The organism is Variovorax rhizosphaerae (assembly GCF_037889975.1).
Classification (GTDB): Bacteria; Pseudomonadota; Gammaproteobacteria; order Burkholderiales; family Burkholderiaceae_C; genus Variovorax; species Variovorax rhizosphaerae.
The window spans coordinates 120,280-134,824 of sequence record NZ_JBBKZT010000016.1; the positions used below are offsets into that span (position 1 = coordinate 120,280).

At 67.0% G+C, this 14,545-nt stretch carries 12 protein-coding genes; 5 read left to right on the forward strand and 7 right to left on the reverse strand.

Annotated elements, in window-relative coordinates; genetic code table 11:
• Positions 1–7: 7 nt before the first annotated feature.
• On the forward strand, positions 8–163 hold the full coding sequence (locus tag WKW82_RS28905; protein ID WP_340346102.1) for a hypothetical protein: 156 nt from the start codon (positions 8–10) through the stop codon (positions 161–163).
• Positions 164–200: 37 nt separating this feature from the next.
• Complete coding sequence (locus WKW82_RS28910) at positions 201–506, forward strand: high-potential iron-sulfur protein (protein WP_340346103.1); 306 nt, start codon at positions 201–203, stop codon at positions 504–506.
• Between the two features lie 17 nt (positions 507–523).
• On the opposite strand, the gene WKW82_RS28915 is transcribed toward WKW82_RS28910, so the two are convergent.
• Genes WKW82_RS28915 through WKW82_RS28925 form a run of 3 tightly spaced genes read right to left on the reverse strand, consistent with a single transcriptional unit; the run spans position 524 to position 4,312 of the window.
• Positions 524–1,495, reverse strand: coding sequence for a Bug family tripartite tricarboxylate transporter substrate binding protein (locus WKW82_RS28915; protein ID WP_340346104.1), 972 nt, complete (start codon positions 1,493–1,495; stop codon positions 524–526).
• Between the two features lie 20 nt (positions 1,496–1,515).
• Positions 1,516–2,730 carry an acyl-CoA dehydrogenase family protein gene (locus WKW82_RS28920; protein WP_340346105.1) on the reverse strand — a complete coding sequence of 405 codons (1,215 nt, stop codon included), beginning with the start codon at positions 2,728–2,730 and terminating at the stop codon, positions 1,516–1,518.
• Positions 2,731–2,740: 10 nt separating this feature from the next.
• Complete coding sequence (locus WKW82_RS28925; RefSeq protein ID WP_340346106.1) at positions 2,741–4,312, reverse strand: AMP-binding protein; 1,572 nt, start codon at positions 4,310–4,312, stop codon at positions 2,741–2,743.
• A gap of 174 nt (positions 4,313–4,486) precedes the next feature.
• On the opposite strand from WKW82_RS28925, the gene WKW82_RS28930 reads away from it, so the two are divergent.
• Positions 4,487–5,383: a LysR family transcriptional regulator gene (locus WKW82_RS28930; RefSeq protein WP_340346107.1), complete on the forward strand. Its 897-nt coding sequence runs from the start codon at positions 4,487–4,489 to the stop codon at positions 5,381–5,383.
• Between the two features lie 124 nt (positions 5,384–5,507).
• Here WKW82_RS28930 and WKW82_RS28935 read toward each other — a convergent pair whose 3' ends face one another.
• Positions 5,508–6,029, reverse strand: coding sequence for a universal stress protein (locus WKW82_RS28935; protein WP_340346109.1), 522 nt, complete (start codon positions 6,027–6,029; stop codon positions 5,508–5,510).
• Positions 6,030–6,197: 168 nt separating this feature from the next.
• Here WKW82_RS28935 and WKW82_RS28940 point away from each other — a divergent pair, with 168 nt between their 5' ends.
• Positions 6,198–6,806: a hemerythrin domain-containing protein gene (locus WKW82_RS28940; protein WP_340346110.1), complete on the forward strand. Its 609-nt coding sequence runs from the start codon at positions 6,198–6,200 to the stop codon at positions 6,804–6,806.
• A 15-nt stretch (positions 6,807–6,821) separates the two neighbouring features.
• Here the strand turns inward: WKW82_RS28940 and WKW82_RS28945 are convergent, their stop codons facing one another.
• Entirely contained in the window at positions 6,822–8,327 is a 1,506-nt protein-coding gene (locus WKW82_RS28945; protein ID WP_340346111.1) for a DASS family sodium-coupled anion symporter, read from the reverse strand.
• 286 nt (positions 8,328–8,613) lie between these two features.
• Here WKW82_RS28945 and WKW82_RS28950 point away from each other — a divergent pair, with 286 nt between their 5' ends.
• Positions 8,614–11,151, forward strand: coding sequence for a TonB-dependent receptor (locus WKW82_RS28950; RefSeq protein ID WP_340346112.1), 2,538 nt, complete (start codon positions 8,614–8,616; stop codon positions 11,149–11,151).
• Positions 11,152–11,212: 61 nt separating this feature from the next.
• Here the strand turns inward: WKW82_RS28950 and WKW82_RS28955 are convergent, their stop codons facing one another.
• Positions 11,213–13,618, reverse strand: a complete 2,406-nt coding sequence (locus WKW82_RS28955) for a spermine/spermidine synthase domain-containing protein (RefSeq protein ID WP_340346113.1) — start codon at positions 13,616–13,618, stop codon at positions 11,213–11,215.
• Between the two features lie 19 nt (positions 13,619–13,637).
• Positions 13,638–14,375, reverse strand: a complete 738-nt coding sequence (locus WKW82_RS28960) for a protein-L-isoaspartate(D-aspartate) O-methyltransferase (protein ID WP_340346114.1) — start codon at positions 14,373–14,375, stop codon at positions 13,638–13,640.
• Between the last annotated feature and the right edge of the window lie 170 nt (positions 14,376–14,545).

Consider the following 14,545-nt stretch of genomic DNA (forward strand, 5'->3'; position numbering starts at 1 on the left):
ACGCTTCATGAAATTCTCCTGGCAGGGCGCGATGCAGGTGATGGCCTTCATTGCGCTCACCCTGGTTGCGACGGCACTGCTCGTCGCGGCCGGGCTCGATGAAGAGAACGCCATACCGGCCAGCCACTCGCTGTCCCTGCAGCCCCATGGCGGGCACGGGTGAGTGGCGCGAAGACTTTCAACAACATGGAAAACCCACGATGACTTCGAATCGCCGCATCTTCCTCATGTCCCTTGCCGCCACAGGCGCCACCCTGTCTGCCGCTCGCGCCTCGGCGCAGGCGGTGGTCGATGAAAAGGACCCGACCGCCGTGGCGCTGAGCTACGTGGCAGACACCACCAAGGCCGACGGAAAGAAGTTCCCCAAGCATGACAAGGCGCAGCAATGCAATGGTTGCGCCCTGTGGCAGGCCAAGCCGACGGATGCGCTCGGCAATTGCGCGCTTTTTGCCGGCAAGCAGGTGCATGCGAAGGGCTGGTGCAGCGCCTGGGCGAAGAAGGCCTGAGTCCGGAGAAACGCCAGTCACTGTGCTGTGACGTTGGTGGCCTTCATCAACTTCTCGGTCGCCGAAATCTCCGATTCGAGGCTGTGCGCATATTCCTCGGATTTGCTGGCAACGACAGCGGCGCCGTTGGTTTCGAGCTTCGCACGCACCCCGGGGTCGACCAGCGCCTTCTGCAGCGCGTCATAGATGCGTTGGACGATCGGCGCCGGCGTTCCGGCCGGCAACGAGAGGCCCCCGTAGGACACCAGCGTGACGCCACGTAGGCCCGCTTCAGCAAGCGTGGGTACTTCAGGCAGGCGCGGATTGCGCGTGGGTGCCGTCACCGCCAACGCCTTCAGTTTTCCCCCGGCAATGTGCGGCAGCGAAACCGAACTGATGGTGAGCGCGAAGTCCACCTGCTTGCCCAACACCGCATTCGCCGATTCCGACGCGCCCTTGTAGGGCACGTGGAGCGCCTGTGTCCCGGTCGTCTTGAGCATGAGCTCGGCACCCATGTGCGCCGGGGTTCCCACGCCGCCGGATGCATAGGACAACTTGCCGGGCTGCTGCCGCATGCGCTCCACCAGATCGTTGACGTCGCGGATACCACTGTCCGCGGCCACGACCACCACCACGTCCGAGCGTGTGATCCCGCCCACGTGGATGAAGTCCTTCATCACGTCGTAGCCGGGCTTGCGGTACATGCGCATGTTGGTGGCCATGGGCGTCGCGGAGTAGACCCACGTGTAGCCATCGGCCGGCGCGCGGGCCGCGAGCTGTGCCCCCAGGTTGCCGGCTGCGCCGCCCTTGTTTTCGACAACCACCGGCTGCTTGAGGATCTGCGACATCGCCTCGGCAGTGATGCGCACCGTGGTGTCGGGGGCGGTGCCGGCGAGGTAGGGCACGACCCATTTGATCGGCCGCGCGGGGTAGTCCTGCGCCAGCGCCGCACCGTGCAGTGCGAGGGCGGCGGCGGCAACCAACAGGCTGCGTCGGTTGAGTGTCTGCATGCTTGTCTCCTTTGTGTGGCTCAGCGCGCCGCGTGGCCGAGCAGTTCGCGTGCGATGGTGTTGCGCTGGATTTCACTGGTGCCGGTCAATACGCGGTACATGCGCAGCAGCCTGAAGAGGAATTCGACGCGGCTGCCCTGCACGATGCCTTCGCCGCCATGCACCTGCACGGCACGATCGGCGATGCGGAAGGCGGTCTCCGAACAGAACAGCTTCGCCATCGACGCTTCGCCTCGCGCCTCGCCGCCTGCATCCAGGCTGCGCGCCACGCTGAGCATCAGCGCGCGGGCAGCGGCAAGTTCCGTCGCCATGTCGGCCAGCATGTGCTGCACGGCCTGAAAGGCGCCGATGGGCTGGCCGAACTGTCGCCGCTTGACGGCATGCGCGAGCGAATCCTCCAGGGCCAGCCGAGCCAGCCCGAGCATCGCAGGGCAGTGCAGCAGCCGGTTGACGGTGATTCGGCCCAAGGCCAGCGCCAGTCCACGGCCGCGCTCGCCGATCTGGTTGGCGGCTGGAATGCGGCAGTCGGTCAGGACGATGTTGCCCGTATGGGATTGGCCCGCCATGGTCTTGTAGCCTGCGTCGACGCGGAAGCCTTCGCGATCGCGCTCGACGAAGAAGGCCGTCGTCTCCCGCACCGCGGTGTCCTCGCTGGTCGAGCAGATGATCACTGCGAAGTCGCAGAACGGCGAGCCCGAGATGAAGCGCTTGGTGCCGTTCAACACGAAGCTGTCGCCGTCCCGCACCGCCCGCGTCTGCAATGCGCCGGCATCCGAACCCGCCTCGGGCTCGGTGATCGCGAAGCAGATCGCCTTTTCGGCGCGTGCCACCGGCAGGATGAAACGCTCCATCTGATCCGGTGTCGCCTGCCTGGCCAGCGCACCCACGCGTGGCGGCCCCGTGAGTTCACCGAGCACGTGCGGCGCGAAGGGGGATCCGCTGGCGTAGATGAACTCCTTGATCAGTGCGTGGTCGACGATGTCGAAGCCGGCGCCGCCCAGCGACTTGGGCAGCGTCATGCCATAGAAACCGAGCTCACGCGAGCGTTTCCACACCTGCTCCAGCACTGCGCGCGGCGCGCCGTTCTCGGAGGTGATGTGGTGCTCGGCGGCAAGCGGCTGCAACTCTTCGCGAAGAAAGGTGTCGAGTCGGGCGATGAAGTCTCGCGCGGCGTCCGAACCCTCGAAAGGAGGCAACGGTATGCGCAGGGCCAGGTGGGTGGTGTCCATGTCCATGTCGAGTTCCTCAGTTCACGCGCCGCTCGCGGCCGCGCCAATAGTGTTCGCGCACGTCCTTGCGCGAGAGCTTGCCGTTGCCGTTCTTCGGCAAGTGCGGCACGAAGTCGACCGAGCGCGGCCGCTTGAAGTCCGCCAGCCGGCCGCGGCAGAAGTCCATGATCTCGCCGTCATCCGCCCGGGCACCTTCACGCAGAACGACGACCGCCTTGACCGTCTCGCCCCAGTGGTCGTCGGGCACGCCGACCACGCAGACCTCGTAGATCGCAGGGTGGTGGGCCAATACCGATTCGATCTCGCTTGGATAGACGTTGAAGCCACCGGAGACGAGCATTTCCTTCTTGCGGTCGACGATGTAGATGTAGCCCTGTGCGTCCACACGGGCCAGGTCGCCGGTGTGCAGCCATCCGTTGGCATCCAGTGCCTGCGCGGTCTGCTCCGGCTCGCGCCAGTAGCCGGCGAAAACGTCGGGGCCGCGCACGCAGATCTCGCCGATGGCGTCGCCGTTGACGGGCAGGCCTGCATCGTCCAGCACCTGCACATCCGACTCGCAGACAGGACGCCCGCACGCGGACAGCAGCGCGTCCTTGCCGCCCTCGATGGCCGCCGCGTGGTCGGCGATGCCAAGGCCCACGACGCCGCCAGTGGTCTCGCCCGCGCCGTAGCCTTGCGCCAGCACCGGGCCGAACGCGGCCCAGGCTTCGCGGATGCGTGCCGGCGACATCGGTGCGGCGCCATAGCTCAGGAGGCGCAGGCTGGACAGGTCGCGTATGCGAAGGCTCGGCTCGGCCAGCAGCGCGTAGATCATTGCCGGGACCAGGAAGGCCATGGTGACGCGATGCTTCTCGATGGCCTCGAGGTACTCGGCGGGGCGGAAGCCTTCCATCAGCAGGATGGTTGCGCCCTGGAACAGGATCGGCTGGATGAACATACCGCTGGCATGCGTGATCGGGCCGGACAGCATGAGCACGTCGCCAGGGGCGGCGTGCATGCGGCCCATGACGTTCTTGCGCAGCGACGCATAGCGGTTGCCGACGGTCTGCATCGCGGCCTTGAGCTTTCCGGTGGAACCGGAGGTGTAGTGCAGCACGGCCAGTTCGTCCGGCCGCATCTCCTCGTGAATGTGCGTGTCGGGAGCACGTGCCAGAAGCGCTTCATACGAGAGCCAGCCGCCATCCTCGTTGGCGGGCCCGGCCTCGAAGGCAATCCGGTGCGCCAGGCACGGCAGGCTTGCAGAGGTCTCCTCGACCATGCCCCGGTGCTGGGGTCCGGCAAGGCAGGCGATGGGCTCGGCGTTGGCGAGTGCATCGGCAAGTTCCTGGGGCGCGAGCCGCGAGTTGAGTGCGACTTTCACGAGACCGGCCTTGTACAGCGCGCATTCCAGCTCCACGATTTCCGGTCGATTGGGTGACACCACGGCCACGCGGTCGCCGCGCCGCAGGCCCAGCGCGAGGAGGGCGTGGGCGAGCCGGTTGGAGCGCAGTTCAAGATCACGGTAGGTGAGCGCACTGTCGCGGAACAGTACGGCGGGACGCTCCGCCCATTGGCGGGCGCCGCGTGCGAGATACATGCCGAGGTTCATGGTCGGCACTCCTGTGTGATGAGGCGGTGGTTCAACGGTTGTCTCCTGAAGTGATGCGGAAGTCTAGGAAGCAGCAGCCTTCCTGCGGATAATCAATTGCCGGCCTGCGATAACGCTCCGTTATCGCAGCGGCCACGCCCGTGTGCGACGGGAAACTTCAGAGGGCGGCTCGCCATGGCCCTGCGGCTGGACGACATCGACTACTTCCTGGCGGTAGCCCAGCACGGGCAGGTGCGCCGCGCTGCCGCGGCCCTGGCCCTGTCGCAACTGGCGTTGACCAAGGGCCTGCAGCGGCTGGAGAAGGAGCTGGGCTTTCCGCTGTTCGAGCGCGGCGCGCGCGGGATGACGCTCACGCCGGTGGCCGAACAGTTCCGCCAGCGCACGCAGACCCTGCGCGCCAGCCTCGGCGACGCCATCAAGGAAGCCGCGGACCTTCACTTGGGCGCGATGGGCACGTTGCGCGTGGGCGTGTCCCCGCTCTACGCGGACCGCCTGTTTGTGCCGGCCTTCCTGCAACTGCACCATCAGCGCCCCGCTGCGCGGCTGCGCTTGATGATCAACCTGAACGACACGCTGCTCGCCGCCCTGCGCCTTGGCGACTTGGACCTCAGCATCAACGCGATCCCGCGCACGTTGCCCGACGACCTGCAGGCGCTGCCGCTGATGAAGGACGATCTCTGCATGGTCGTGCGCGAAGGCCATCCCTTGCTCTCGCGTCGCCGCGTGCGCTTGCAGGATCTGGCGGACGCGCAGTGGATGCTGCCCGGTCCCGACGTCGCTGCACGTCGAGGGGTGGAGGCAAGATTGACGGAGGCCGGCCTTCCACCCCCGCGTGTCGCGGTCGAGGTGAGCAACACCGCCGCGCCGCTGAGCCGGCTGCTTGCGCACAGCGACCTGGTGGCGCTCATGAGCGAGGCCAACCTGGCAGGTCCGATCGGCCAGGGCTTCGCGCCGCTGCCCTTCGCAGAGGCGCGCTTCATGCGGGCCATCGGCGTGGTCTTGCGCAGGAATCATGTGCTCCCGCCGCTGGCGTTGCGCTTTCTTGAAATCCTGCGGGAGAGCGCCGAGTAGAAATCCCCAGTCTCGGCAGCACCTCGAGCACGCCAGCGCGGCGCCGGTAGATCGGCAGGCCTGCCCTGCGCCGGCCGGAGGCGTCTGTCGCCTTGACGGGCGCTTCCGCTCCTGCCACACGACCCTATTCGATCGACAGCGCCGCCGACGGAATGCTCACGCGCGCCTCGACCTTCGGCGCCTCCTCGGCCACGGCCTCTCCAGGCGAACGCACCAGCAGCACAGGCACGGGCGCGGTGCGCAGGATGCTTTCCGCGCCGCTGCCGAGGAACATGCGCCCGATGCCGCGCCGGCCATGCGTGCCGACCACGATCAGGTCCGCGGGCCAGTTGCTGGCTTCTGCCGCGACCAACTCCGCGACTTTGCCGTTGAAGCTGTCATGCAGCACGACTTCCGCGTCGATGCCGCCGGCCAGCGCCTTCGCCTTGGCGTCCTGCAGCAGCCTGGTGCCGTTCTCGCGCAGGGTCTTGAGCCAGTCGCCGGCGTAACCCGAATAGGCGTCCATCGCCAGCGCGAACGAGAGTTCGTCGATGACATGAAACAGGCGCACCCGGCCCTGGGTGAGTCTGGCCAGGCGGATGGCCTCCTCGAGGCCGCGAGTGGACGTGCCGCTGCCGTCGACGGGAACGAGAATCTTCTGGTACATCGCAAGCTCCTTGGGTGATGGGGTGCGGCCAGTATGGAAACGCCGGTGCGCGACCGCCTTGACGTGGCGCAATGCACTGCGAATTGCAAATGCGGGAGGCTTGATCTCGCGCAAGACTGCAAGCCGACGCTTGCGCGAACCTTCAGGCAACCCCACAGGAGGCATCTCATGGCCCAGCAAATCACCACCCACCTCACCACCCACATCATCCGGGACGAGCATTCCGCGCTGTCGGCCATGCTGCGGTCCATCCTGCTGCTGCTCGCGCAGCACCGGCGCGACGGTACCTTGCCGGACTTCGCGGCGCTGCGCGCCATGTTGTTCTATGTCGACGAATTCCCGGAGAAGCGCCATCACCGCAAGGAGTCTGAACTGCTGTTCCCGAAGCTTCGCTCGCGCACGCCGATCTCGCGCGAACTGCTCGACCGGCTCGACGACGACCACGATCGCGGCGAACGCAAGATCCGCAACGTGGAGCACGCACTGCTCGCCTTCGAGATGATGGGCGAGTCGCGCCGCGAGGCCTTCGAGACGGCCGTCGAGCGCTATGTGGATTTCTACCTCGCGCACATGGCGATGGAGGAGCGCGAAATCCTGCCGCTGGCCGAACGCGTGCTGACGGAGGACGACTGGGCCGAGCTTGATCGGGCCTTCGCCGCCAACCGCGACCCGATGACCGGGTGCAAGCCGGATGCCGAATACGCCGCGTTGTTCACGCGCATCGTCAATGCAGTGCCGGCGCCGATCGGGTTGGGGGCGGAGCGGCCGCGCAGCTAGACAGGCGGTTATGCCTCACCAATACCCCAGCACCTTCCACCACACCCCACCCAGCACCGCAAAGATCAGCAACTCGACCACGCACATCACGAAGCCCACGCGCCACCAGTTGCCCAGCGTGACGAAGCCGCTGCCGAAGACGATCGGCGAAGTGCCGGTCGCATAGTGCGTCAGCGTCATCATGATCGACGACCCGGCGGCCATCATCAGCATGAAGGGCGCGATGTACCCGGCGGGAATCAGTTGCGCTCCGACCGCAAGGAACGCGAGCAGCATCGCGCTGATGTGCGCCGTGGTGCTGGCGAACAGGTAGTGCGAGAAGACGAAGGCCAGCACCAGTACCGTGGCGATGGCAAGCCAGCCCATGCCGCTGGCCACGATCGCATCCTTCATGGCCTCTGCAAACCACTTGATCACGCCCAGCTTGTTGAGTTGCTCGGCCATCATCACCAGCGCGCCGAACCACACCAGCGTGTCCCAGGCGCTCTTCTCCGACAGCACGTCGTCCCAGTCGATGGTGCCGGTGATGATCAGCACGAACAAGCCCAGGAAGGCGACCACCGTCGGGTCCAGCGTGAAGGCCGGCCCGAAGATCATCGCCGGCACGTTGGCCCACAGCAGGAGCAGCAGGGCGAAGGTGCCGAGCATCACGCCTTCCTTCGGTGACAGCGGCCCCATGCGCTTCAGTTCGTTACTCGCGTATTCGACCGCGTTGGGCGTGGCCTTCAGCTCGGGCGGCGACAGCATGTAGATCACCAGCGGCATCACCAGCAGGCAGACGATCCCCGGCAGCAGCATGCACAGCGCCCACGTGGTCCAGGTCAACTGGAGGCTGCCGTTGCTGGCCTTGGCGATGTAGTCCAGCACCAGCGGGTTGGGCGCGGTGGCCGTGACGAACATCGCCGAGGTCAGCGGGTTGGCGTGGTAGTTCACCAGTGCCAGGTAGGTGCCGACCTTGCCTTCGGTGCCCTTGGCCGGGTCGGAGTCGAAGGCGTTGGCAATCGACTTCATGATCGGATGCACGATGCCGCCGCCGCGCGCGGTGTTGCTGGGCGTGAAGGGCGCCAGCACCAGTTCGCACACGGTCAGCCCGTAGCCGATGCCGATGGTTCGCTTGCCCAGCAGTTCGACGAACAGCAGGCCGATGCGGCTGCCCAGGCCCGTCTTCTTCAGGCCGCGCGAGATGAGGATCGCCACCACGATCAGCCAGATCAGCGGATTGGCGAAGCTGCTCAGCGCATCGCCGATCGCCTCCTTGGACGACTCCGCCGTCACCTGCGACAACGACACGATCACGATCGCCATCATGGCCATGACGCCGATCGGCATGACCTTGAGGATGATCGCGACGATGGTCGTCAGGAAGATCGCGACCAGGCCCCAGGCCTTGGGCGTGAGGCCTTGGGGCGTCGGAATGAACAACAACACGACCAGCACGGCCGTTGCGATCAGGGCAGGCCCGAGCCGGAAGGGCACCGCGTCGTTGAAATAGCGAAACATCGCCTTGAGACGGTCGAGCATGGTTCGATCCTTGGAGGGGGTCGCGTTTGCCGGCGGTGCCTGCGGGGCCTTGGCCCGCGCGCGGCGGGTAGGAGTGTGCTGCGGAGTGCCGCCGAACGCAACGTGCGGGATGCCGAAGGAACTCGCCGCGGCGTCCTGGTGGGTCGCTGCATCGCGGCCAGTAAGTCGGAAGTGCACACGTCGGGAAGTTTTCCCTGTCGCTTTGACAGGGCAGCGCATAACTTGGGCGATGGGCGCGCACGTGCCCGATTTCAAGAGATTTTCATTATCCGAGGAGACATCCCTGATGAAGCATCGCCGCGCCCGATTTCCCGCCTTCTCCATGGCGCCGCTTGCCGCTGCCAGCCTGCTGCTGTGCCAATCGATGAACGCCACTGCCCAGGACGCGAGCGCGCCGCGCGAACTGCCGACTGTCACCGTCGTCTCGCCGACGCCGCTGCCCGGCCTCGACGTGCCGCGCGACCAGGTGCCGTCCAATGTGCAGACGGGGACAGGCGCCGACATGGAGCGCCTCCATTCGCCTGACCTGTCGAACTACCTCTCGCGCGCCGTGGGCGGCGTGACCGTCAACGAGACCCAGGGCAACCCCTTCCAGCCGGACGTCAACTACCGCGGCTTCACCGCGTCGCCGCTGCTGGGCACGCCACAGGGCCTGTCCGTCTACATGGACGGCGTGCGCCTGAACCAGCCCTTTGGCGATGTCGTGAGCTGGGACCTGATCCCGCGCTCGGCCATCTCCACGATCGCCCTGATGCCTGGCAGCAACCCGCTGTTCGGCCTCAACACGCTGGGCGGCGCGCTGGCCATCCAGACCAAGGACGGCCTGCGCAACCCTGGCACCTCGGTGCAATTGATGGGCGGCTCCTGGGGCCGCATCGCGGGTGAGTTCGAGACCGGGGGCAGCAGCAAGGACAGTGGCTGGAACTGGTTCGTCACTGGCAACCGCTTTCATGAAAAGGGCTGGCGCGTCGAATCGCCCTCCGATGTGAGCCAGCTGTTCGCCAAGGTCGGCCGCACCACGCGCGACGGCAGCGTCTACCTGTCCCTCGGCCTGGCCGACAACGACCTCACCGGCAACGGCGTCCAGGAACTGGGGGCGCTGCAACGCGACTGGAAAAGCGTGCGCACCATTCCCGACAACACGAAGAACAGGATGGGCTCCCTCAACCTTGCGGTGACGCAGGCCCTGAACAACACCTGGACCGCGTCGGGCAACATCTACTACCGGGACATCAAGACCAGGACCTTCAACGGCGACGCCAACGACGAGGCGTTCGACCAATCGGTCTACCAGCCGAGCGCGGACGAGCGCGCGGCCCTGGCCGCGGCCGGATTCACCGGCTACCCGACCAGCGGCGCCAACGCCCGCAACACGCCATTCCCCTTTTGGCGCTGCATTGCCAACGGCCTGCTCAATTCCGAGCCGAACGAGAAGTGCAACGGCCTCATCAACCGCACCGAGACCAAGCAGAAGAACTACGGCATCGCGGGGCAACTGTCGGCCGACGCGAAGACCGGCGATATCGGCCACCAGTTCGTCGTCGGCGCGGCCTACGACACGAGCCGCGTGCGCTTCGGCCAGAGCACGCAGTTCGGCTTCATCAACCCCAACCGAAGCATCACGCCGATCTTCGGCCCCGGCGCATTCGCCGACGGCACGCAGGATTCGGAAGACGCCTTCGATGCGCGCGTGGACTTGAAGAGCCGCTCCAGCACCAGCAGCGTCTACGTTGCAGACACCATCGAGTTCAATCCGAAGACGCACCTCACGCTCTCGGGCCGCTACAACTACACGAAGGTCGAAAACCGCGACGGCATCACGCCCGGCGGCGGCCCCGGCTCGCTGGACGGCAACCACACTTTCAACCGCTTCAATCCGGCGATCGGGCTGACCTTCGCGCCGAGCGAAGCCGTCACGATCTACGCCGGCGTCAACCAGGGCAGCCGTGCGCCGACCGCGATCGAGCTCGGTTGCGCCGATCCGGCCAGCCCCTGCAAGCTGCCCAACTCCTTCGCCGGCGACCCGCCGCTCAAGCAGGTGGTGACCACCACCTTCGAGGCCGGCCTGCGCGGCATCGTGTCGCAGAAGGTGGCCTGGAACTTCGGCGTGTTCCGCTCCGACAACAAGGACGACCTGCTGTTCGTGTCCGACGATTCGAGTGGCTTCGGCTACTTCAAGAACTTCGGCAAGACGCGCCGGCAGGGCATCGAGATGGGCCTGAGCGCCAAGGCCATGAACGGACTCACGCTGGGCGGCAACCTCATGCTGCTCGACGCCACCTATCGCAGCGAGGAGGTTGTCGGCGGCTCGGGCAACAGCACCAACGACCAGGCGCTGGCCGGTTTCCCCGGCACCGAAGGCACGATCGCCATCCGGTCCGGCGACCGCATCCCGATGCTGCCGCGCCAGGTGCTCAAGCTGTATGCCGACTACGAGCCGACCGCGCAATGGCGCATCGGCATGGACATGGTCGCCTCCAGCGGCGCCAACCTGCGCGGCAACGAGAACGGCCTGCACACGCCCGACGGCGTCTACTACACCGGGCCGGGGAAAAGCGCGGGCTATGCGGTGTTCAACCTGGGCGTCGACTACAAGCCGCGGCCTGGGCTGAAGTTCTTCGTGCAGGTGTCGAACCTGTTCAACAGGAAGTACACGACCGGTGGCCAGCTCGGCGCCAATGGCTTCACCAACGCGGGCACCTACATCGCGCGTGGCTTGCCGCAGAACGCCAATGGCGACTACCCGGTGAGCCAGGGCAGCCTGATGTCGCCGGGTTCGCCGCGTGCCGCGTGGGTGGGGGTGCGCTATACCTTCGGGTCTTGAGCGAATCCGCGCCTGCAGCAAGGGGCAGGCGCGGTGCGGGGTGGCAGTGGTGCGGCCAGACTCAGGGCCGTGTGGCAGCGGCGAGGAGGTACAGCGCCAACCCGGCCATGACCACGGCGGTGAACCCCACATGGATGGCCAGCAGCGTCGCCAGCACTGCCGCCGTGACGGAGGCGCAGCCGTTGATGCCCCACGCCCAGGGGATGAGCCGCGCATCCCCGGCCTCCACCCGGGCCAGGCCCAGCGGAAAGGGCATGCCCATGAAGAAGGCCAGCGGCGCGATGAGCCCGACCGACAAGCCGATGCGCGCGATGTCCGGCAGTCCCATCGCGTGCTGGAACAGCCAGTCCAGCAATGGCACGCAGAGCGCCGCCGACACGGCGATGGCACCCGCGACCGCGCCGGCCGGCAGCGCTGCAAGTCGACCCGATACGCGACTGCCGAGGCCGGCGAACAGCAGGAAGCTGAACAGCACGACCGCGACCGCGTACAGGGGATGACTCAGGAACAGCACGAACTTCTGGATGAACGCGATCTCGATGAACATGAAGCCGAACCCGATCGCCAGGAAATAGACCAGCACGCGGCCGCGCGACACGCCGGCAGCCACGCCTTGCGCCCGCGACTTGCCACCGGCCCTCGCCATCCACGCCAGCGGCAGGCCGATCAGCAGCAGGCTTGCAACAGTTGCCTGGGCCAGGGTTGCCACGAGCACCGGATAGCCCCATTCCAGGAGCGGAAGGCCGCCCCGGTCCTTCGCGGACAGCAGCTCGGGCAGCGAGCGCCATTTGAAGAAGTGGAAGAAGTGCGGCTTGTCGTCGGTGGCCGGTTCGATGTGGAACTTGTAGCGCTGCATGAATTCGTCGCGGCCCGGGCCCAGCAACGCCGTGGCACCGTCGAACAGGTCCGGGCCTTCGACGACGTTGAAGCGATTCGCTTCGTCCGGGCGCATGCCCGGGTAGAAGGCCAGGTCGAATGAGCGGGCCATGCAGAAGGCCTTGATGGCCGCGATGTCCTCGCTGCCGAACGCACCGTTTTTCATCAGCAGCGTGACGGTCTTCCAGCTCCGGATCATGGCGAGCCGCGATCCCGGGTCGGCGACGCCCGAGCGCTCCAGCGCGGCCACCGCCGCAGCGAAGAGCTTGAGCGCATCGCGTGGCGGCAGCGTGACCCAGCGCGTGATCGCCAGCAGGCCGCCGGGCTGCAGGTGGCGAAGGTCGTCCTGCAGGGCTTCGACCGTGTACAGGTAGTTCTCGGCGAGCGCGTACAGCCCGGCCGACGAAGCGCTGAAGGAATCGAGCAGCGCCACCTGGATGAGGTCGTAGCGCGCGCGGCTGGCCGCGACGAAGCCGCGCCCCTCGGCCACATGCACCTGCGCGATCGGCCCGTAGACGCCGCCGGCAGCAGCCGAGAAGTCACGTCGCACCAAGTCGACGACCTGCGGGTTCAGCTCCACCGCGTCGATGCGGCTCGCGTCGTGATAGTGCGCCTGCAGTACGTCGGCGCCCGCACCGGCGCCAAGCACCAGCACATGGGGCCGGCGCAGCAGGTGATAGGGCAGTGCCGAGCTGATCTGGTCCAGGTGGGCGAGGCTCTCGCGGCGCCCGTCGAAGCGGGTCAACGCGTTGAGCCCCTCGCCGTCGCTGAAGACGCCCCACTGGGGTGGCGGCTCCGTGCTGGCGCTGAGGCTCAAGCCCGGCGCATGTCGCAGCGGAATGCGCGGGCTCTCGACCACGCTGACCAGGCCCAGGGGGCTTGACCGCTGCACCACCACGCGCGCTCCGGGAATGCGAAGGGTCTGCGACAACTCCTTGTACGGCGACATGACGGGCTCCGTCCAGGTCACGGGCAGCAGCCAGGGCACGCTGCACAGCGCCATCAGCATGGCCGCCGGCCAGCGCCGCGTGCCACCGCATTCAATCCAGCCGAGTGCGGCTGCGGCGCATCCGAGCGCCCCGACCACCTTCAGCGCGTCGGTCGGAGACAGTACGAACAGCAAGGCCACGATGCCCAGGCTCCCCGCGCCCGCGCCAAGGATGTCGAAGCTGTAGATGCGCGCCACCTGCCCGCGGAAGCGGGACAAGGCGAGGCACACGCAGGCACCGGCGCACAGGAAGGGCAGCAACAGCAGCAGGTAGATGGCGAGCAGGTACGCCGGCTGCCACGGGTCCCACAGGATTTCCAACGGGTTGAAGGGCACGCGCTGCGCCAACGCAAAGCAGCCGACGGCACTGAGCCCGAAGGTCGCAGCCGCCGCGCAGAACAGCGGCGCGAATCGCTTCTCGGCGGCGCCTTGCGCTAGCGTCAGCAACGCGCCGCTGGCGCCCCAGCCGAGCAGTGCAAGGCTGATGATCATGTACGCGAAGTGGTGCCACAGGATGATGGAGAACAGCCGCATCAGCAGGATCTCGTAGGCCAGCGCGGCAGCCGAGACCAGGGTCACGGCAATCAGCGGCGCTGTGGCCATCCGCGCGTTCCGCGGCGCGCTAGCGCGTGCCCGTCAGCGGTACGAACGCCACAGGCAGGATCTGCCGCGTCGAGACGGTCCCGTCGCCGTTCTTCTGGACCAGCATCAACTGCTGGACCATGAAGGCGGGCCCAACCGGAATCACCATCCTGCCGCCGGGCTTGAGCTGGCGCACGAGTGGTGGCGGGATGTGGCTGGCCGCCGCGGTGACGAGGATGGCGTCGAAGGGCGCATGCTCCTCCCAGCCGTTGTAGCCGTCGCCGAGCCGCACGTGGACGTTCGCGTAGCCCAGCTTCTCGAGGCGCCGCGTGGCCTGCACCCCCAGCGGCTCGACGATCTCGATGGTGTAGATCGCGCTGACCAATGGCGACAGCACCGCGGCCTGGTAACCCGATCCTGTCCCCACCTCCAGCACCTTGTGGCCCGGTTCCGGCCTGGCCAGGTCCGTCATCAACGCGACGATGTAGGGCTGCGAGATGGTCTGTCCGTGGCCGATGGGGAGCGGGCGGTTCTGGTAGGCGAAGGGCAACTGGTCGGCCGGAACGAACTCGTGCCGCGGAATCGTGCGCATGACGGCCGCGACACGCTCGTCGAGGGTGGCCGTGCCGGTCTCACGGCGGTTCTCGCGAACGTGCACCGCGATCTGCTCGACCATCCGCTGGCGCTCGGATGCGTAGTCCCGCTCCGGCGCGGCGAGGGCGGCCGAAGCGGCCAGGGCGAGTGCCGCAGCGACGGCACGAAGCGTGGACGGGGCCATGGTTCTGCGGATCATGGCCGAGCACGGAAGCCCGGTCCAGCGCCGGCCAATGTCCACACAGGGAGGAGTAAGTAGAGAGGCCCGAGGCGCTTACTTCATTCGGCGTATAGGCCGTCGACTGACTTGAGTCTCGGCGGCGCTTGGCTCAGGATGGCGGCCCCGACAGGAGG